Here is a 17,247-nt window from a genome sequence, read left to right on the forward strand (position 1 = left end):
AAAAAATTTGGAACGGCCATTGCTAGTCATCGTTGAGTCATATCAGACGCAACCCAGGGACATCGCCATGAAGCCGACCACCACTCACACCCCCGCCGCTCAAACCTGTGTCACCCACAAGGCGGCGCTGACCCCCCGTGAAGGCACCTTGCTGATGATGGTTGCCCAGTTGCTGGTGCTCACCTGCATCGTCCTGGCCGCCACCCTGGCTGAGCTCCCCTGGTATGGGACGCTGTTGCTGGCCGTGCCGCCTGCCATCGGTGGCGCCCTGCTCAGCCGGGTATGGGGCAGATTGCCCCGCTAAGCCCTCCCCACCTTCCCAGGCAGACGGCCGCCCCTTGAGGCGGTCGTCTGCTTATCCGCCCCTGCCCCCTTCAGCCGGCAGCAGGATCACAGGGCATGGCTCCCCAACTGCTCCTTGAGGAAATCGAGCCAGACCCGCAGCCGGATGTCGCGCTGGGCATCGGAGTAGAAGACCGCATTGATGGGGCGCGAGGCGCCGCTGTTGCTGCGGGCCAGCACCTCCACCAGGGCCCCGCTCGTCCGATCCGGCCCGGTCATGAAATCCGACAGACAGACGATCCCCTGCCCCCGCAGCGCCAGCTGGCGCAGGGTTTCACCGCTGCTGGCCCGCAGGGTCGGGGTGATGGGAAAGCGATCCCCCTGCTCCTGGCTCAAGAGCGGCCAGTGGTTGAGGTGATCGGGGTGCAAAAAGCCGAGCAGCTCGTGCCCGCTCAGCAGATCCGCCGGCTGGCGCGGGGTGCCGTGCTCGCGCAAATAGTCGGGGGACGCCAGCAGCCGCAGCCGCGAGCGGCCCAGCGGCAGCGCCCGCAGGGAGGAGTCGGTCAGCTCGCCGATGCGAATGGCCATATCCACCCGCCGCTCCATCAGGTTGATAAAGCCCTCGGAGCTGTGCAGTTGCAGCTCGATGGCGGGATAACGGCGGCGAAACTCGCCGATGATGGGCACCAGCCGGTGCAGGATGAAAGGAGTGGCGGCATCGACCCGCAATACCCCCTCCGGCTGCTCGCGGCGCATCAGCAGCAGCCCCTCCGCCTCGCTCATCTCGGTCAGGATCTTCACCGCCCGCTGATAGAACCAGCCCCCCTCCTCGGTCAGGCTGACCCGCCTGGTGGTGCGATTGAGCAGCACGGTGGCGAGCTTCTCCTCGAGCCGCTTGATGCCGCGGCTCACCACCGAATTGTCCATGCCGAGGTTCTCCGCCGCCTGGCGAAAGCTGCCCGCCTCCACCACCGCCACAAACAGGGTCAGTTCATCAGAATGGGTCTTCATTGCTGCAATCCAGACAAGAGTAATGGGCCTTTATAGGCGTAATGTCCTTGGGTTGGCAAGGGCGCTCTGGCAGCCGTGCCGGTATTTCAGGGAGAAAAACCAGATATGAGCGCTATCCCTCAACCTGCTTAATCCGTAGAATGCCGCAAAAAAGGCATCATATGACGCCACATTGATATGAGACACATCAATGACATTTGAAGAACGACTGACCATAGCCCATCAGACTCTGGCTGACCAAGGCATCAAGGAATCCGACTACAACCCATGGGTGTTCAAGCTGCTGCGCAAACTCGGCTGCACCGTCAAGCCACCTTATTACGCGGGCTGGCTGGTCAATTTTCTTTATGCCAGCCTCAGTATCGCGCCGATCTGGGGTCTGATTATGTGAACGTTCGTTTGGCACCCAGAGGGAAGATCCTTCGTATCATCCTTGTTCAGCACAGCTCTATTCGCTGGTCTGTTTGGTCTCGTTACCTTAATCAGGCTCTGGCAAAGGCGCAGGCAGCTTGATTTGACCCCATGGGAACAGCTAGCACGCCAACCCATCCGTGAACGCGCGGCAGGAAAAGGCTGAAACCCCGCCGCAAATTGGCACCAGATGTAATACAGGCTACAGATACGGACCCCCACCTTGCCCGATTTCGTCAAATTCATGATCAGTTTTTCAGTTAACTGCTTCATTCAAACCGCAATTTGTCTTGTGGTTCTCACCTACCGGCTGTTCCGCCACCATAATGGCAACTGGCGCAGCTATCGACGCAGCCGGGATCCTCTCCCTCTCTTCGTCTCCATTTTACTTGGCATGGTGGTCGCTAGAAGGCTTCATCCAGCCATCATGGCGGCCCTGGCGTGATGGGTAACCACAGCCTGAGATGGCCAAGCCACGACGAGGAGATAACGTGACGGCACGCTCACATGCCACTCGGGGTTTGCCAGTAGAATGCGGCAAGCCGGCATCGTATGGCACCAAACACCTCAAGGAAAAACATCATGGAATTCGAACGTAGACTAGCGGCCGCCCACCGGGAGCTGGCAGAGAAGGGCGTGCAGACGCTCAACTACAACCCGCCACTCACCTGGCTGCTGCGAAAGGCTGGGTTCACCATCAGGCCGCCCCACTACGAACGCTTTATGATCAACGTTCTTGCCCTGGGACTCCCCACTGGCGCTATCTGGGGGGTGTTGATGTGGTTCTTCGGCTGGCAACATGAGGTGAGCCCGGCATTTGCCCTGCGCCAGAGCCTGCTGTTCGGCATAGGGGTCGGTCTGCTGATGGCAACCTGGCTCTGGTTTCGGCGCAAGCAGCTCAAGCTGACCCCTTGGGACGCCTTGCCCCACTCCACGATCCGCACGCAAAAACGCTGGCAACCGAAATAATCACCGACAAGGAGATCCTCATGACCAGGGCCCATGAAAAACTGAACTATGTGGAGTTTGCGGCCAGGGATCTTGCCGCCACCAAGGCCTTCTTTCAGGCCGCTTTCGGCTGGCAATTTGCCGATTATGGCCCCGATTACTGCGCCTTCGAGGGAGAAGGGCTGGATGGCGGCTTCTATCGCGCCGATCTCTGCAGCCAGAGTGCGCAAGGCGGCGCCCTGCTGGTGTTCTACAGTACCGATATTGTCGCAACCCAGACCAAGGTGACCAGCGCAGGGGGCACCATAGTTCGCCCTCTGTTCGATTTTCCCGGTGGCCGCCGCTTTCACTTTGTCGAGCCCAGCGGCAATGAATTTGCGGTCTGGTCCGAGCCGGCCGATATCTGAGAAATAGATAGAGCAAAATTCATGCATAAAATTTTGATAAGCAATAATAGATGCGAGTTAATCTGTATTTATACACTTTCAACGGTTTCATATTATTTATTATCGTTTTTATAACTGAAGCCAGAAGATATGCCAACTAATATACCCCACCCTTACGACTTAAAAACTAATAGGTACAAGAATTGGACTATCTTACTAAGGCAGATATAATATTCTCAGACTTAGATGAAATTTACTTTCAGATTATGAACTCAAGGCGAAAGCCTAAACACTTCCGACACTTATTTGAACAGTATATAGTTAAAAGTCAGCAACTTACTGATGTGATGAGAAGGGAATTCAAAAATCTTACTGGTCGTTCATGGAGTGCCAGTGATTTTTTAGAATGGACACTATACACAAAGATATTGAAATCTTTACGTAATGCAGCTTTACACGGTGAGCCTATAATCTTTAACGAGGTTATTATCTCTATTTATCCAGCTGTCGAATTCTCGATTGATACTAAGCCTTTAGATGAAGAAGAGTTGACTCGAGGATTTAGAGTCTTTAAGGCTACTTGCTTCATTGACAACCCATTTGCTGAGGAATTCATTACGCCGCATCAATGCTATCAATTAAAATACAGGACTCACCCTAATGAGCGAAGTATGGAAAACTATGCCGTACCAATTAAAGAGTTTGTATCTTATCAAATACAGTGGCCGCTAAGTATTGAGATTTTAAAAGGAAGTAGCATGTCTTGTCTGGATGCAGTAAAGCTCTTACTAAAAGCACATCCAACATTAAGGAAATATATAAAATTTTACAGAGAACAACTTCAAGTGAGATAGTTATTTATATAACTCACTTCTTATCTTAAATTAACATTTAATGTCGTTAATAATTTTAATTATTGATTGCTGCTCTTATCTCAATAGTGTTTTGCGACAGCGGCCCTGTTTCGGGCAAGTCTAGGTGGGCATACTGACCCTTCGTTTTTGCAAGGAGGTTCAGATGTCTTCACCCGTGATTGTGATTGCCCAGCTTGAAGCCAAACCCGAATTCGCCCCCCAGTTTCGTGCCGCCCTGGACCCCTTGATCGCGGCCACCTTGCAGGAGGCTGGCTGCCTGCGCTACCAGCTGCATCAGGATTTGGACAATCCCCACAGCTGGATGCTCTACGAGGTGTGGGAGAGCGAGGCCGCCCTTAGCGCCCATCAGAGCCAACCCCACTTTACCGAATTTGTCGCCACGGCCGAGCCCTGGTTTGCCGGCAGCACCATTCGCCGCTATCAACCAGTGGACGCCTGATGTGCCGCGCCGCCGAGCGCATTTTTACAACCCATTCGAGGAATAAATGATGAAGATGCCCAACCTGGGTCTTGGTACCTTCCGCCTGTCCGGGCAACCCCTGCGCGACTCCCTGCTGCAGGGGCTCGAGCTTGGCTACCGCCATATCGATACCGCCCAGATCTACGCCAACGAGGCCGAAGTGGGCCAGCTGATGCGCGAGAGCGGCGTGCCCCGCCAGGATATCTACCTGACCACCAAGGTGTGGACCAGCGAGTTCGGCCCGGGCAAGGTGATCCCGAGCCTAGAGGTGAGCCTGAAAAAACTGGGCACCGACTATCTGGATCTGGCGCTGATCCACTGGCCCTCCCCCAAGGATGAGGTGCCGATGACGGTCTATCTGGAGCAGCTGGCCGAGGCCAAGGCCCGGGGCCTGACCCGCGAGATCGGGGTTTCCAACTTTACCGTGGCCCAGCTCAAACAGGCTATCGACATTCTGGGGCCGGGCGCCATCGCCCACCAGCAGGTGGAGATCCACCCGCTGCTGCAAAACCGCAAGGTGGTGGCGTTCTGCAAGGATCACGGCATCGCCATCACCGCCTATATGCCGCTCGCCTATGGCAAGGTGCTCACCGAGCCGCTGCTGATGGAGATCGGCCAACGCCACGGCGTCTCGGCGGCCCAGGTGTCGCTGGCCTGGCTGCTGGCCCAGGGCATGACGGTGATCCCGAGCTCCACCAAGCGGGAGAATCTGGCCGCCAACCTGGCGGCGCTGAAGGTCACACCCACTGCCGAGGAACTGGCCGCCATCGCCACTCTGGAGCGGGGCGAGCGCTGCGCCAACCCGGACTTTGCACCAGATTGGGATTAAACGGGAGTGGAGCCATGGCCTCTCGCTTAGGCGGCGGATAGCGGCAACCCTCACGAGCCTATTGCAGCCACGGGCTATCCCCTCTCCCTATGGGAGAGGGTCAGGGTGAGGGCAAGCTCCTCTTTTTGGGTCATCAGGCCCCCTCATCCCCAACCCTTCTCCCGCAAGGGGAGAAGGGAGCAAAGAAAACCCGACAACATCGACGAGAACCTGAGCGGGAGGCATGATGCCTCCCGCTTTTTTGTCTCCAACACAGCGCCACGGCCGCACGTGCCGCTCCTCCAGCGCCTTCCCTCACCGTTTACTTCTTATCTCTTTCCTCTTTTCTCGTTGTCCTGGCTCGCTATGCACGGATTGCAGCCGTGCGCGTTGTCTCTGCACCCACCTCGTGCGCTACCAGTTGCTCTTGCCGCGTTGCCTCAGCCACTCCTCCTTCCACGGCGCCATTGCTGCTGATTTGGCAAAAGTAATTTGATGTCGCCGTCATTTTTGCCAACAAACCACCTCGGCATACTGGCGTCATTCTCCCGTCGGGAGTCACCATCCAAGGAGTTGTTATGCCACTGGCGTTGTTTGCCCTCACCTTAAGTGCCTTTGCGATCGGCACCACCGAATTTGTGATCGTGGGGCTCATCCCCACCATCGCCGAACAACTGAATGTCTCGCTCCCCTCGGCGGGCCTGTTGGTCAGCCTCTATGCCCTTGGCGTGGCCATCGGCGCCCCCGTGCTGACGGCACTGACCGGCAAGGTGCCACGCAAGTGGCTGCTGGTAGGGCTGATGGCGCTCTTTACCGCCGGCAACCTGTTGGCCTGGCAGGCCCCCGGTTACGAGAGCCTGATCCTGGCCCGCATCCTGACCGGGCTGGCCCACGGGGTCTTCTTCTCGGTGGGCAGCACCATCGCCACCGGCCTCGTTGCCAAAGAGAAGGCGGCCAGCGCCATCGCTATCATGTTTAGCGGCCTCACCATAGCGCTGGTGACAGGCGTCCCGCTCGGTACCTGGATTGGTCAGGTCTTCGGCTGGCGCGACACCTTTCTGGTGGTGAGCCTGCTGGGGCTGGTCGCCATGGTGGGCAGCCTGCTGCTGATCCCCAATAACCTGCCCAAAGGAGCCGCCTCGACTATCCGCGAGCAGCTCTCGGTGCTCACCAAAAAGCCGCTGCTGCTGGTCTACGCCAAGACCGCGCTCGGTTACGGCGGCGCCTTCACCGCCTTTACCTTCCTCGCCCCCATCTTGCAGCAGGTGAGCGGCTTTAGCGCCGGCGCGGTGAGCCTCATTCTGCTGGTGTACGGGGTATCGGTCGCCGTCGGCAATATCTGGGGCGGCAAGCTGGCCGATCGCATGGGCCCGCTGCCTGCGTTGAAGCTGCTGTTTGCCGGTCTCGCCATGGTGCTGCTGGTGCTCACCTTCACCGCGCCCCACCCGGTGCTGGCGGTGCTCACCGTGCTGGTGTGGGGCGCCTTTGCCTTTGGCAACGTACCGGGCCTGCAGGTGCTGGTGGTGAAACAGGCCGAGCAGCACACGCCGAGGGCGGTGGATGTGGCCTCCGGCCTCAATATCGCCGCCTTCAACGTCGGCATCGCGCTGGGATCCGTGGTCGGTGGCCTGGTGGTGGAGCACCTGGGTCTGATGCACACCCCCTGGATCGGCGCGCTGATCGTGCTGCTGGCCTACGGCCTCACCCATGTCAGCGAGCGGCAAGCCGCCCGGATGGCACAAGCCTGCCCCCAGTACTGAAACCACAGGCCTTTGTTCTGCAAAATAAAAACGAGCGGCTGATGCCGCTCGTTTCGCTTTCACGCTCTGTTTATTTTGTTATGCCGCTTGCGGCCCGGTCTTGCCCGTCACGGCGCGTGCCAGCCAGTAGTCGAGGCTGACGTAGCGACCGCCGCCGTACACCAGCAGTACCAGCAGCATCACGAAGTAGGTGGCGGCAAACTCCATCCCATTGTTGAGCATCACGGGATCCCCAAGCTCGGTGATGTAGTTGTAACGACCGGGGAAGTTGGCGGCCAGCCACTCGATAAAGCCGTTGAGGCGCAATGTCGCCTCCATGCTGCCGGTGGCGATGGCATCCCAGCCGTGCTTCCAGTGCACCATGGCGCTCGCCACGCTCATCAGGAAGATGGTCGGAATGGCCATGACCCGGGTAAAGAGACCAAGGGCGATGCAGATGCAGCCCAGCACCTCGGTGCCCGCCGCCAGAAAGGCGAGCAGGGTCGGGAACGGCAGGTTGAGCCCCCCTTCCGAGGCTGGCGCACCAAACCAGGCGACCGTGCCGGCAAACCCCACCACCTTGGAGTGGGCACCCACATAGATGACCGGGATGAGGTAGAGGCGAATGGCCAGCAGGGCCAGAAAATCGAGCCGCTTGCACTGGGCCACGGCCCGCTCGTACCAATGGATAAGGGTGTTGTTCATGGGATGTCTCCTTGGAAAGGGGGAACCTGACGTTCAATGGATATGGGTTCTATGGATGGCGGTTGCGTGGCCAGCAGGCCGAGCCGGTGAAAATGGCGGGCCCACCCCAGCAGATCAAAACCGCTGCGATAGGGATGCACCTGGGCGGCCAACCCGGCCACACTGAGCCCTTGCTGCTGCCCAAGCAGCTGCAGCAGGGCCACATCGAATTCGCGCAGCGCCTGGCTGACCAGCTGATGGGCAGGACAGCGAAACAGGGCGCAGAGCTGAGGCTCCTGACCGGCCGCCACCACCCGCCCCTGCTGGATCACAAAGGGCAGCGTCAGCAACTGCAGGGTGGGGTTGAGCCAGAGCTGGCTGCCCATCTCCACCTCTTCCCCTGCAAGCGGGCGCGGCACCTGCGCGTCGTCAATCTCGACGCACAGGCAGGCCCACTCATACTCCAGCAGCGCCAGCCGCAGCCCGGGCCAGTTGAGCCGCCCCTCCCCCTGGCCAAGCTGTACATGGCGCACCAGCTCGGTGGCAATCTGGTGAAAGGCGGGCTCGATCGCGCCATGGTGGGCGACGAAACCATTCACCAGCGCATCGCGCTCAGCCGGCGTCAGGTGGTTCAGGGTGAGCGCGAAGGTACTCTCCAGCACCGCCTCGACATTGGCCCGCACACTGCGCACATAGTGGGGGGCGAGTTCGGCTGCCGACTCTCGTATGCAACCGGCCAGCCACTCGGTCTGCTGCCACAACCGGGGCGGGACCGCTGCGGCAGGCCATGCCGCTTGCTCTCGCCTAGTCATGACACACCTCCCGTCCCGCAGGATGCGCCGTCGCCTCGCAGCAGGCCTGATGGACCCGGGCCAGCTCGGCCTCCAGCACGGGCAAGGGGGGCAGATGGTGATCCCGCTCCAGCAGCAGGGGGCGCAGGCCGTGGGTCTGCACCGTATAGCGGGCCAGCGCCACCACCTCCTCGCAGACCGGACGGCCATGAGTATCCAGCAGGGTGCCGTCCGCCTCTTCCAGATGGCCGGCGATATGGAAGTAGCGGATCGCCTGGCTCGGCAGCCCGGCAATCATCCGCTCGGGGCAGTAGCCGTGGTTGCGGCTGTTCACAAAAACGTTGTTGATGTCGAGCAGCAGCTCGCAGCCGCTGCGCGCCACCAGCTCGGTCAGAAACGCCTCCTCCGCCATCTCGTGCTCATAGCCGTGGTAGTAGGAGATGTTCTCCAGCACCAGCGGGCGGGCCAGCGCATCCTGTACCTGCCGGATCCGATCCGCCAGGTAGGGGAGGTTCTCCCACTGGCGCGGCACCGGCAGCAGCTCGTAGAGATAACCCCGGGCATCGCGGGAAAAGCTCAGGTGCTCGCTGTAGATGTCGATGCCAAACTCGTCGAGAAAGGCGCGGATCTGGCCGAGCAGGCTCATATTGAGCGGCTGGCAATCGCCGAGGGAGAGGCTGAGCCCGTGGGCCACCAGCGGATAGCGCTCGGCGATCTGCTGCAGTTGCTCCCGCCTGGCGCCGCCAATGGCCATCCAGTTCTCCGGCGCCAGCTCGAGAAAGTCGATGCCAGGGCGGGCAGGCGCCCCACAGAGCTGGGCCAGATGCTCCTGGCGCAGCCCCACGCCACGGCTGCTGGCGCTTATTGGCCGCATACCCCCTCCGTTATCTTGCTCTCCTGGCGCTGGGTCTCGCCGTTGATCCCCTGCTCCGTCAGACCACACTTGCCATCGCGGGCGCGCACCAGCCGGCCCTGTGGATCACTGTCGAGGGCCTGCTTCTCGAAGCGCTTCTCGGTGCCGCACTTGCCGGCCGCGCACTTGCCGCCGTGCTGCTCGCTCGGCGCCGCCTTCACCGGTGCCTCGCTCGGGGTGGCCGCCAGCGCAAGCCCGGGGGTCAGCGCGATCAGGCCGGTCATGGCGATGGAGAGGCTCAGTTTGCGGGAGCTCTTGTTGCTGTGTGCGTTACTCATGGCTGGACTCCTTGACGGATGAAACGGGGTAACTGGAGAGATCGCGGGCGGCCACCACCTGGCCGTGGAACTGCTGCTTGACGATGGCCATCGCCTCCTTCTTGTGATTGAGACCGACCCCCATCCAGTGGTTCAGCACCAGCAGCTTGGGATTCACTTCGGCGGCAATTCTGGCGACCACCAAGGGTTTGGCATGGAGCGAGGCGGAGACGGGATCGGCGCCCTCGTGGATGGCGAGCGGCATCACCAGGATGTCGGCCCCCTTGGCAAACGGCACAAAGGCCGGGTTGCTGCCGTTCTGATCCGCCGAGATGACGATGGTCCCCTCGGCGCTCTCGATGCGATAGGCCAGACAGGGCACGTCCCCGTGGGGGATGCCGAGCGCCGTGATGGTCAGGCCATCCTGCTGATAGACCTGTTGCGGCCTGGGCGTCTGGTAGGGCACATCGTGCACATTGATGGGGAAGAGACCATCAGTGCCATCCTTGAAGCCGCCGAGGTAGGCATAGGCCCCCTTGCTCGGGTTGAACAGGGCGTCAAAGTAGCCGCTCATGCTGGGGAAGGCCGAGCCGGCCTGCGGCCCCGCCAGATCGAGGGGATCGCTGCGCTTGAAGAAGTAGGCCCCCTTGAGCAGCGCAGGCAGGTCGGTCACATGGTCGGTGTGAAAGTGGGTGATACCGATGAAGTCGACCTCTTCGAGCTTGGCGCCCGCCTGGCCGAAGCGCAGATAGACGCCGCCACCGGCATCGATCAGGATGCGCGATTTGCCCTTCCACCAGATCACCTCGCTGGAGGAGGCGCGCAGATCGTCGGAGATGGGGCCTCCGCTGCCGAGCACCTGCAGGGTGAATGCCTTGTCCAGTGGCGTCAGTTGTACGGGCTCGGCCCAGGCCGGCGCGGTGGCGAGCGCGCAGCCGATGGCCAGCGTCACCGCTTTGATTGTCTGTTTCATAACGGATTACCTGTCGGTTGGATGACAAGAGAAAGGGGTCGGGGTGAGGCAGTGTCTGCCCTCCCCGACCGAGGGGGATCAGGGTTGAGAGCGGGGTTCATCCCGTTCATCGGCTTCCCAGCGTGCTTCCAGCCAGAGCAGGTTGCACAGGCCCAGCAACAGGGCGAAACCCAGGCCCAGAATCCAGGTGAAGTACCACATAGCGGCTCCCTTGGGGTCAGTAGAGTTGATGGCTGTCGCGCTTGATGCCGGCACGATCCAGCTTGCCGCGCACCACCCGGTAGACCCAGCCGGTGTAGCCGAGGTTGATGGGCATCAGCACCAGCACGATCCCGAACATGATGGTCAGGGTCTTGAAGCTGGAGGTGCCGTCCCACAGGGTCAGGCTGCTGGCCGGATCCAGCGACGAGGGCAGCACGAAGGGGAACAGGGCGATGGCCACCGAGCAGAGCATGGCGGCGCAGGCCAGGCCGCTGGCCAGCAGGGCCAGCCGTCCCTTCTCCTGCCAGGCGGCGATGCCGCTGGCCAGCGGCGCCAGGGCGCCGATGAGGGGCACCAGCCACAGCAGCGGGTAGTCAAAGTAGTTGCCAAGCCAGCCGCAGGCGTGGGGGATCACCCCCTTCATCAACGGGCTGATGGCGGCATTGGGGTCAAAGGGCTGGCCCGCCAGGCCGGTCAGCTGATAACCCGGCAACCCCAGCAGATGCCAGCCAGCCAGCAGATAGCAGAGAGTCACCAGCGGTGCCAGCAGGATGGCGAGGCCACGGGCCCGCAGTGCAGGGGTGCCCGTTACCTTGGCTTGCAGGAAGCTGGCGCCGTGCAGCAGCAGCAGGCTCACCCCGGTCGCCACCACGCTGGCAATCCAGCTCCAGTGGAAGTCGAAGGCCCCGTAGTGCAGGCGCAGTGCGCTGTCGAAGCGAAACGGCAGGCCCTGCATCACCAGCGCGATGGCGGCAGAGAGCACCAGGGTCGGCACCAGACCACCGGCCACCAGGGCGCGATCCCACCAGCGGCGCCAGAGGGGATCGGCCAGCTTGCTGCGATAGTCAAAGCCCACCGGGCGCAGGAAGAGGCCAAGCAGCAGCACTATCATGGGCACATAGAGCGCCGAGAAGGCGGCGGCGTAGACCAGCGGCCAGGCGGCGAACAGGGCGCCGGCGCCGGCGATGAGCCACACCTGGTTGCCCTCCCACACCGGCCCCACACTGTTGATCACCAGTCGGCGGTCTTCATCCTCTTTCGATACCACCGGCAGCAGCATGGCGATGCCCAGATCGAAGCCATCCATCACGATGAAGCCGACCAACATGAACAGCACCAGCCCCCACCAGATGAGTTTCAGGGTTTCATAATCCATCAGGCGATCCTCGCAAGTTCGGGTTGTTCACCGCTGTAGCGGCCGGTATGCAGCACGGCGGGCCCCTGGCGGATCACGCGGCGCAGCAGGAACAGCTCCACCACCAGCAGGCAGGAGTAAATGAGACAGATGGAGATCAGGCTGAACCAGAGCTGGCCCGGCTGCAGCAGCGACACTGAGGCCGACACCGGCAGCACGTCGCTGATGGTCCAGGGCTGGCGACCGAACTCGGCCACGAACCAGCCCGCCTCGATGGCAATCCAGGGCAGTGGAATGCTCCACAGCAGCGCCTTGAGCAGGCGGGGCGAGGCGAGCAGCCGGTTGCGGCAGAGCTGGACGAAACCCGCCACGAACAGCCCGAGCATCACGACCCCCAACCCGACCATGATCCGAAAGCCCCAGAACAGCGGCGCCACCTGTGGCACCGAGTCTTCCACCGCCCTGGCGATCTCGGCCTCACCGGCCTTGGCGATGTTGCTGGCATAGGGGGTGAGCAGCAGCCCGTAGCCGAGATCCTGGCCGTGCTGGTCGAACAGCGCACGGTTCTCGGCCGAGTCGTTGCCGGCGCGGATCTGCTCGAGCGCCCCGGCGGCCACCATGCCGCTGCGAATGCGGGTCTCGTGCTGGGCCTTGAGATCCTTGATGCCGGTCACCGCCTCATCGAGGGAGCGGGTGGCGATGATGCCCATCAGATAGGGTATCTTGATGGCTGCGTGGGTGGTCTCGGCCCCCTGATCCGGGAAGCCGAACAGGGTGAAGGCGGCCGGCGCGGGCTCCGTCTCCCACTCCGCCTCGATGGCGGCCAGCTTGACCTTCTGCACCTCGCCGGTGCGATAGCCCGACTCGTCACCCAGCACGATGACCGAGAGAATGGCGGCCAGCCCAAAGCCCGAGGCGATGGCGAAGGAGCGCAGGGCGAAGCGCACCTCCATGCGGCGCAGCAGATACCAGCTGCTCACCCCCATCACGAACAGGGAGGCGGCCACATAGCCCGCCGCCACCGTGTGCACGAACTTGACCTGGGCCACCGGGTTGAAGATCACCGCGGCCACGTCCACCAGCTCCATGCGCTGGGTCACCAGATTGAACTCGGCGCCCACCGGGTTCTGCATCCAGCCGTTGCCGATCAGGATCCAGAGCGCCGAGAGGTTGGAGCCGAGCGCCACCAGCATGGTCACCAGCAGGTGCTGACCGCGGGAGAGCTTGTCCCAGCCGAAGAAGAAGAGCCCCACCAGGGTCGACTCGAGGAAGAAGGCCATCAACCCCTCCACCGCCAGCGGGGTGCCGAAAATGTCCCCCACATACTGGGAGTAGTAGGCCCAGTTGGTGCCGAACTGGAACTCCAGGGTGATGCCTGTGGTCACCCCCATCACGAAGTTGATGCCAAACAGCTTGCCCCAGAAACGGGTGATGTCCTTGTAGATCACCTTGCCGGTCATCACATAGGCCGACTCTGCGATCACCAGGATCCAGGACAGCCCCAGCGTGAGGGGCACAAACAGGAAGTGGAACATGGCCGTGGCGCCAAATTGCAGGCGCGACAGGCTGACCACGTCATCCGGATTGATCATGCGTCACTCTCTTTTGTTGTATTTACCTTGCACGTTTTGTGCAAGACAAGTACACCACGGAGCATGACACCTATAACAGATGCAGTTATATTGAATTACACCTATAACAGTTACTGCATCACATGTCCCTTTACCGTCAGCTGGCCGACCGCCTGCAACAGCAGATTGAAGCCGGGGTGTGGCAACCCGGCGAGCGCATCCCCTCCATCCGCCAGAGCTGCAAGACCCATGGCCTGAGCCCCATGACGGTGCTGCAGGCCTATCAGCTGCTGGAGAGCCAGGGGCGGATCCTCGCCCGCCCCCAGTCCGGCTACTACGTCAAGGCGGCACCTTCCCGCCCTGCCGCCAGCCTGCCCCAGCAGGCGCACTACAGCGGCTCGGTGGACATCAACGATCTGGTGTTCGAGGTGTTGCAGGCGAGCAAGTCACGGGGGCTGGTGCCCCTTGGCATGTCGGTGGCCGACCCCACCCTGTTCCCTCATCCCCAGCTCGGCCGGGCGCTGGCCAGCTGCATGCGCCGGCTCGACCCCTTCAGCACGGTGGCAGACCTGCCCCCCGGCAACGAGGCGCTGCGCCGGGCCATCGCCCAGCGTTACGCCAGCGAGGGGCTGGCGGTGGATCCCCAGCAGATCATCATCACCACCGGTGCCATGGAGGCGCTCTCCCTCAGCCTGCAGGTGCTGACCGAGCCCGGTGACTGGGTGGTGGTGGAGTCCCCCACCTTCTATGGCGCCCTGCAGGCCATCGAGCGACTCAAGCTCAATGCGGTGGAGATCCCGGTGATCCCCGGGGTGGGCATCGACCTCGCCCTGCTGGAGGAGGCCCTTGCCCAGCGCCCCATCAAGGCGTGCTGGCTGATGGGCAATGTTCAGCACCCGCTGGGTCACACCATGCCGGATGAGCACAAGCAGGCGCTGATGGCGCTGCTCAACCGACGCGGGGTGGCGCTGGTGGAGGATGACGTCTATGCCGAGGTCTATTTTGGCCGTGAGCGGCCAAGGCCCATCAAATACTGGGATACCCGGGGTGAGAGCCTGCTGTGCAGCTCCTTCTCAAAGTGTCTGGCACCGGGCTTTCGGGTCGGCTGGGTGGTGGCCGGTCGCCACGCCGAGCGGGTGCAGCGGCTGCAGTTGATGTCGACCCTCTCCACCAATGTGCCCAGCCAGCTGGCGCTGGCCGAGATGCTGCGCCAGGGCGGGGTGGATGCCCACTTTCGCCGGCTGCGCCACACCCTGGCCCAGCGCCAGCAGCAGATGCGGGCCGCCCTGCTGCGCCTGCTGCCGGGGGAAGTGAGCATCTCCTCCCCCGATGGCGGTTACTTTCTCTGGCTCGAGTTTGACCCGCGCCTCGACAGCCGCGCCCTGCACGCCCGGGCGCTGGCCAGCGGTTTCTCGCTGGCCCCCGGCGCCCTCTTCTCCAGCAAGGGGCTGCACAACCACTGCCTGCGACTCAACAGCTCCCATCCCTGGAACGAGCAGTTGGAACAGGCCCTGATCAAGCTGGCCGGGCTTATCGACGCCACACTCAAACAGGGCACGTCATGTGAATAGAGGTCTGACTCAATAACACATGACCCGGATGGGAAGTGCGCTTGCCCCCTGCACATGGGAACAGGCATTTACCCAGTCATCAATAAGGAGTGCCATTTAATGGCAGTTGTCAGATATTTTCACCAACGTGGCGTCAAGGACAGCATCATTATTATCGGCAAAGACAGCAATTCCCTTGACCATTCCCCCCTGCTTGAGAACGCCTGACAGCAGGGCTTCATCAACCGTGTCAGCGTTGAACACCTGATTATTTCTGCCGTATGCTTTCAAACACACCTTTGATAAATCAATATCACCACCTGATAGTTTGGCCAAGGCAATATCAAAGGTTTTTGTGTAAGCGTTATTGGTTCCTATCGATATCGAACCATGCGATTTTTCTGTGGCATACACGGCGATATCCCCAACCGTTGCGGCATTGGCGGCGAAACCGGAACCAGCCAGTACCAGAGCGGCCGCAACAATAGAGTTTCTCATCTCAATCTCCTGATAAAAAAATGTAAATAGACCCGCCTTATAAAAAACAGAAAGGTCATCAGTAAATATTACTTGGCACCATGATTGACTTTATTAAATCGTAACCATGTCGGGTTAAGTACATTTTCAAAATATGATCTTCACCCACCCGGAGTAAAGGGCGCAATTACATTTACTTACAATTGCACAAGTTGTTTTGAAATATGACAAACCTGACTTGCACTGTCATTTTCTATCAATGACAACGCAGCAAAATAATATTGTTTCACTCAATATTGGCAACCGATGGCCAAAGAGCGATAGAAAATAATGCGGCGCCAAGAGCAAACAACAGAGGCCCGTAACGGGCCTCTGTTTGGGAGATAACCTGGTTTACCTGGCCATGGTCTGTGACAGCATCTTGAACCCCAACCTCTCGTAGAGCGCCTTGGCGCGCTCGTTGAATGCCATCACCTCCAGCCGCAACTGGCTGGCGCCCTGCGCCTTGCCCCACTCATCGCAATGGGCGATCAGCGCCTTGCCGATCCCCCGGGAGCGCTGCCCCTCATCGACCACCAGAGTGCCGATGCGGCAGATGGGCTCCTTGCTCAGAAACGGGATGGTCTCGTTGATGTCGATGCGGGCGGTCAGAAAGCCTGCCACGGCCCCCTCCTGCTCGGCCACGCAAAACAGGCGATCTTCGGCGACGATGGCTGCCAGCAGAAAGGCCCGCTCCTCGGGGGATGGCGGGCAGAATACCTGCGGCGCCTGCGCGAAGTGGATCTCCCCTATCTGCCGGTTCAGCTCGAGGATGGCGTCTATGTCCTGCTCACGTGCCTTGCGTATTTCCAATGAATGCTCCTTGCCTCTGTGTCCTGACGATGATGTGTCCTGACGATGATGTGTCCTGGCGATGACGTGCCCTGGCGATGAGACGGTCTCATCTGCTCCCTTTGACCCGGGCTCCATCATAGTGGCTGCCCGGCCAGACAAGAAGTGCCGCAACAGCCTTTGGCAGGTATCTGAAAACAACAAGGCCCCGTCACGGGGCCTTGTCGACAATCCATGTACTGAGCGGGGGTCAGGCGGGGGCATCCAGCTGGGCCACCTGGCGCTCAATGCTGCCTTTGAGGTTCTCATCGAGCTTGAGGGCGCGCGCCAGCTCGTCCAGATAACCGCGCTCCATGAAGTGATCCACGTCGATGGCAAGCAGGGAGGCGAGATAGACCTCGGTGGCCAGCTCCATGTCGGTCACCTCCCGCGCCAGGGCGTGGGGATCCAGGGGGCGGGCCAGCTCGGCATCAATCCAGCAGGCCGCATCGCTCTGGCCCTGCTCGGTCAGGTACTGCTGGATCTTCTGACGCTCGTCGGCGTCGATATGGCCGTCGGCCCGGGCCGCCGCCACCATGGCGCGCACCAGAAGCGCGGCTCTGGCATCCAGCGCATTGCCCTGCAGGGTATCGAGGGGTTGGGTCGGCTGGGCCGGGGCAGACTGCTGGGCCTGCCAGTCCTGATAGAGCTTGTAGGCCAGGCCGCCGAGGGCCGCCGCACCGCCCACCGCCGCCACCTTGCCGCCATATTTGCGCACCTTCTTGTTGCCAAGCAGCAGGGCCATGGCACCGGCGGCGAGGCCCCCTTGCGCCATCCCCTTCATCTGCGCCTTGCGGCTGTCGCCACCTTCGTTGAGCCAGCCCTTGCCAGCTCCCATCAATTGCTCCAGCATTTGTTTCATGGGACCTCCTCGTTGGATGGTGAACCATGCTGAACCTGCCCCA

21 protein-coding genes and 1 pseudogene are annotated in these 17,247 nt (G+C 61.1%); 10 read left to right on the forward strand and 12 right to left on the reverse strand.

Going from position 1 to position 17,247, the window contains the following annotated elements:
* The first annotated feature begins 67 nt into the window (after positions 1 to 67).
* Positions 68 to 304 (forward strand): hypothetical protein, encoded by a 237-nt coding sequence (locus ACB031_RS09830; protein ID WP_017779399.1) that lies wholly within the window; start codon positions 68 to 70, stop codon positions 302 to 304.
* A gap of 86 nt (positions 305 to 390) precedes the next feature.
* Here the strand turns inward: ACB031_RS09830 and ACB031_RS09835 are convergent, their stop codons facing one another.
* A complete protein-coding gene (locus ACB031_RS09835; RefSeq protein WP_005299545.1) occupies positions 391 to 1,293 on the reverse strand; it encodes a LysR substrate-binding domain-containing protein in 903 nt (300 codons plus the stop codon).
* 190 nt (positions 1,294 to 1,483) lie between these two features.
* Here ACB031_RS09835 and ACB031_RS09840 point away from each other — a divergent pair.
* The 8 genes and pseudogenes from ACB031_RS09840 (at position 1,484) to ACB031_RS09875 (ending at position 6,941) form a co-directional block, all read left to right on the forward strand.
* Positions 1,484 to 1,870: pseudogene (locus ACB031_RS09840) on the forward strand (DUF6404 family protein).
* A gap of 57 nt (positions 1,871 to 1,927) precedes the next feature.
* Complete coding sequence (locus ACB031_RS09845) at positions 1,928 to 2,149, forward strand: hypothetical protein (protein WP_158627191.1); 222 nt, start codon at positions 1,928 to 1,930, stop codon at positions 2,147 to 2,149.
* A gap of 137 nt (positions 2,150 to 2,286) precedes the next feature.
* Positions 2,287 to 2,673: a DUF6404 family protein gene (locus tag ACB031_RS09850; protein ID WP_371139461.1), complete on the forward strand. Its 387-nt coding sequence runs from the start codon at positions 2,287 to 2,289 to the stop codon at positions 2,671 to 2,673.
* Between the two features lie 20 nt (positions 2,674 to 2,693).
* Complete coding sequence (locus tag ACB031_RS09855) at positions 2,694 to 3,059, forward strand: VOC family protein (RefSeq protein ID WP_371139462.1); 366 nt, start codon at positions 2,694 to 2,696, stop codon at positions 3,057 to 3,059.
* 182 nt (positions 3,060 to 3,241) lie between these two features.
* The gene (locus ACB031_RS09860; RefSeq protein ID WP_371139463.1) at positions 3,242 to 3,892 is read left to right on the forward strand and encodes a hypothetical protein; all 651 of its coding nucleotides are present in this window, start codon (positions 3,242 to 3,244) and stop codon (positions 3,890 to 3,892) included.
* Between the two features lie 163 nt (positions 3,893 to 4,055).
* The gene (locus tag ACB031_RS09865; protein ID WP_371139464.1) at positions 4,056 to 4,352 is read left to right on the forward strand and encodes a putative quinol monooxygenase; all 297 of its coding nucleotides are present in this window, start codon (positions 4,056 to 4,058) and stop codon (positions 4,350 to 4,352) included.
* Between the two features lie 46 nt (positions 4,353 to 4,398).
* Complete coding sequence (gene dkgB, locus ACB031_RS09870) at positions 4,399 to 5,202, forward strand: 2,5-didehydrogluconate reductase DkgB (protein WP_371139465.1); 804 nt, start codon at positions 4,399 to 4,401, stop codon at positions 5,200 to 5,202.
* Positions 5,203 to 5,759: 557 nt separating this feature from the next.
* The gene (locus tag ACB031_RS09875; RefSeq protein WP_043170022.1) at positions 5,760 to 6,941 is read left to right on the forward strand and encodes an MFS transporter; all 1,182 of its coding nucleotides are present in this window, start codon (positions 5,760 to 5,762) and stop codon (positions 6,939 to 6,941) included.
* Positions 6,942 to 7,019: 78 nt separating this feature from the next.
* On the opposite strand, the gene ACB031_RS09880 is transcribed toward ACB031_RS09875, so the two are convergent.
* The 8 genes from ACB031_RS09880 to ACB031_RS09915 form a co-directional block, all read right to left on the reverse strand.
* Complete coding sequence (locus ACB031_RS09880; protein ID WP_017765996.1) at positions 7,020 to 7,625, reverse strand: DoxX family protein; 606 nt, start codon at positions 7,623 to 7,625, stop codon at positions 7,020 to 7,022.
* Entirely contained in the window at positions 7,622 to 8,365 is a 744-nt protein-coding gene (locus ACB031_RS09885) for a putative DNA-binding domain-containing protein (protein ID WP_371139679.1), read from the reverse strand. The genes ACB031_RS09880 and ACB031_RS09885 overlap by 4 nt, the downstream gene beginning before the upstream one ends.
* A gap of 43 nt (positions 8,366 to 8,408) precedes the next feature.
* Positions 8,409 to 9,269, reverse strand: coding sequence for a DUF692 domain-containing protein (locus tag ACB031_RS09890; protein ID WP_026141310.1), 861 nt, complete (start codon positions 9,267 to 9,269; stop codon positions 8,409 to 8,411).
* A complete protein-coding gene (locus ACB031_RS09895; RefSeq protein WP_371139466.1) occupies positions 9,257 to 9,586 on the reverse strand; it encodes a hypothetical protein in 330 nt (109 codons plus the stop codon). The genes ACB031_RS09890 and ACB031_RS09895 overlap by 13 nt, the downstream gene beginning before the upstream one ends.
* On the reverse strand, positions 9,579 to 10,538 hold the full coding sequence (locus ACB031_RS09900) for an MBL fold metallo-hydrolase (RefSeq protein WP_371139467.1): 960 nt from the start codon (positions 10,536 to 10,538) through the stop codon (positions 9,579 to 9,581). Before ACB031_RS09900 ends, ACB031_RS09895 begins: the two co-directional genes overlap by 8 nt.
* Before the next feature lie 78 nt (positions 10,539 to 10,616).
* The gene (cydX, locus tag ACB031_RS09905; RefSeq protein WP_017766001.1) at positions 10,617 to 10,739 is read right to left on the reverse strand and encodes a cytochrome bd-I oxidase subunit CydX; all 123 of its coding nucleotides are present in this window, start codon (positions 10,737 to 10,739) and stop codon (positions 10,617 to 10,619) included.
* A 16-nt stretch (positions 10,740 to 10,755) separates the two neighbouring features.
* Positions 10,756 to 11,895 carry a cytochrome d ubiquinol oxidase subunit II gene (gene cydB / locus ACB031_RS09910; protein WP_010634395.1) on the reverse strand — a complete coding sequence of 380 codons (1,140 nt, stop codon included), beginning with the start codon at positions 11,893 to 11,895 and terminating at the stop codon, positions 10,756 to 10,758.
* Positions 11,895 to 13,466 carry a cytochrome ubiquinol oxidase subunit I gene (locus tag ACB031_RS09915; RefSeq protein ID WP_117404045.1) on the reverse strand — a complete coding sequence of 524 codons (1,572 nt, stop codon included), beginning with the start codon at positions 13,464 to 13,466 and terminating at the stop codon, positions 11,895 to 11,897. The genes cydB and ACB031_RS09915 overlap by 1 nt, the downstream gene beginning before the upstream one ends.
* Before the next feature lie 122 nt (positions 13,467 to 13,588).
* Between ACB031_RS09915 and ACB031_RS09920 the strand changes: the two genes are divergently transcribed.
* Entirely contained in the window at positions 13,589 to 15,016 is a 1,428-nt protein-coding gene (locus ACB031_RS09920) for a PLP-dependent aminotransferase family protein (protein WP_371139468.1), read from the forward strand.
* A gap of 96 nt (positions 15,017 to 15,112) precedes the next feature.
* Here ACB031_RS09920 and ACB031_RS09925 read toward each other — a convergent pair whose 3' ends face one another.
* From ACB031_RS09925 to ACB031_RS09935, 3 genes are all read right to left on the reverse strand, one after another.
* Entirely contained in the window at positions 15,113 to 15,493 is a 381-nt protein-coding gene (locus ACB031_RS09925) for a DUF4354 family protein (protein WP_336290410.1), read from the reverse strand.
* A gap of 372 nt (positions 15,494 to 15,865) precedes the next feature.
* Positions 15,866 to 16,324 (reverse strand): N-acetyltransferase family protein, encoded by a 459-nt coding sequence (locus ACB031_RS09930; protein WP_371139469.1) that lies wholly within the window; start codon positions 16,322 to 16,324, stop codon positions 15,866 to 15,868.
* A gap of 229 nt (positions 16,325 to 16,553) precedes the next feature.
* The gene (locus tag ACB031_RS09935; protein ID WP_371139470.1) at positions 16,554 to 17,204 is read right to left on the reverse strand and encodes a tellurite resistance TerB family protein; all 651 of its coding nucleotides are present in this window, start codon (positions 17,202 to 17,204) and stop codon (positions 16,554 to 16,556) included.
* Positions 17,205 to 17,247: the final 43 nt, after the last annotated feature.

Source organism: Aeromonas sp. S8(2024), assembly GCF_041403085.1.
GTDB lineage: Bacteria > Pseudomonadota > Gammaproteobacteria > Enterobacterales > Aeromonadaceae > Aeromonas > Aeromonas dhakensis.

Bases quoted from the DNA above. Each gene is read 5' to 3' on its own strand.
- ACB031_RS09830 (WP_017779399.1), top strand. From the start codon at position 68: ATGAAGCCGACCACCACTCACACCCCCGCCGCTCAAACCTGTGTCACC.
- ACB031_RS09835 (WP_005299545.1), bottom strand. From the start codon at position 1,293: ATGAAGACCCATTCTGATGAACTGACCCTGTTTGTGGCGGTGGTGGAG.
- ACB031_RS09850 (WP_371139461.1), top strand. From the start codon at position 2,287: ATGGAATTCGAACGTAGACTAGCGGCCGCCCACCGGGAGCTGGCAGAG.
- ACB031_RS09855 (WP_371139462.1), top strand. From the start codon at position 2,694: ATGACCAGGGCCCATGAAAAACTGAACTATGTGGAGTTTGCGGCCAGG.
- ACB031_RS09865 (WP_371139464.1), top strand. From the start codon at position 4,056: ATGTCTTCACCCGTGATTGTGATTGCCCAGCTTGAAGCCAAACCCGAA.
- dkgB (WP_371139465.1), top strand. From the start codon at position 4,399: ATGATGAAGATGCCCAACCTGGGTCTTGGTACCTTCCGCCTGTCCGGG.
- ACB031_RS09875 (WP_043170022.1), top strand. From the start codon at position 5,760: ATGCCACTGGCGTTGTTTGCCCTCACCTTAAGTGCCTTTGCGATCGGC.
- ACB031_RS09880 (WP_017765996.1), bottom strand. From the start codon at position 7,625: ATGAACAACACCCTTATCCATTGGTACGAGCGGGCCGTGGCCCAGTGC.
- ACB031_RS09890 (WP_026141310.1), bottom strand. From the start codon at position 9,269: ATGCGGCCAATAAGCGCCAGCAGCCGTGGCGTGGGGCTGCGCCAGGAG.
- ACB031_RS09895 (WP_371139466.1), bottom strand. From the start codon at position 9,586: ATGAGTAACGCACACAGCAACAAGAGCTCCCGCAAACTGAGCCTCTCC.
- ACB031_RS09900 (WP_371139467.1), bottom strand. From the start codon at position 10,538: ATGAAACAGACAATCAAAGCGGTGACGCTGGCCATCGGCTGCGCGCTC.
- cydX (WP_017766001.1), bottom strand. From the start codon at position 10,739: ATGTGGTACTTCACCTGGATTCTGGGCCTGGGTTTCGCCCTGTTGCTG.
- cydB (WP_010634395.1), bottom strand. From the start codon at position 11,895: ATGGATTATGAAACCCTGAAACTCATCTGGTGGGGGCTGGTGCTGTTC.
- ACB031_RS09915 (WP_117404045.1), bottom strand. From the start codon at position 13,466: ATGATCAATCCGGATGACGTGGTCAGCCTGTCGCGCCTGCAATTTGGC.
- ACB031_RS09920 (WP_371139468.1), top strand. From the start codon at position 13,589: ATGTCCCTTTACCGTCAGCTGGCCGACCGCCTGCAACAGCAGATTGAA.
- ACB031_RS09925 (WP_336290410.1), bottom strand. From the start codon at position 15,493: ATGAGAAACTCTATTGTTGCGGCCGCTCTGGTACTGGCTGGTTCCGGT.
- ACB031_RS09935 (WP_371139470.1), bottom strand. From the start codon at position 17,204: ATGAAACAAATGCTGGAGCAATTGATGGGAGCTGGCAAGGGCTGGCTC.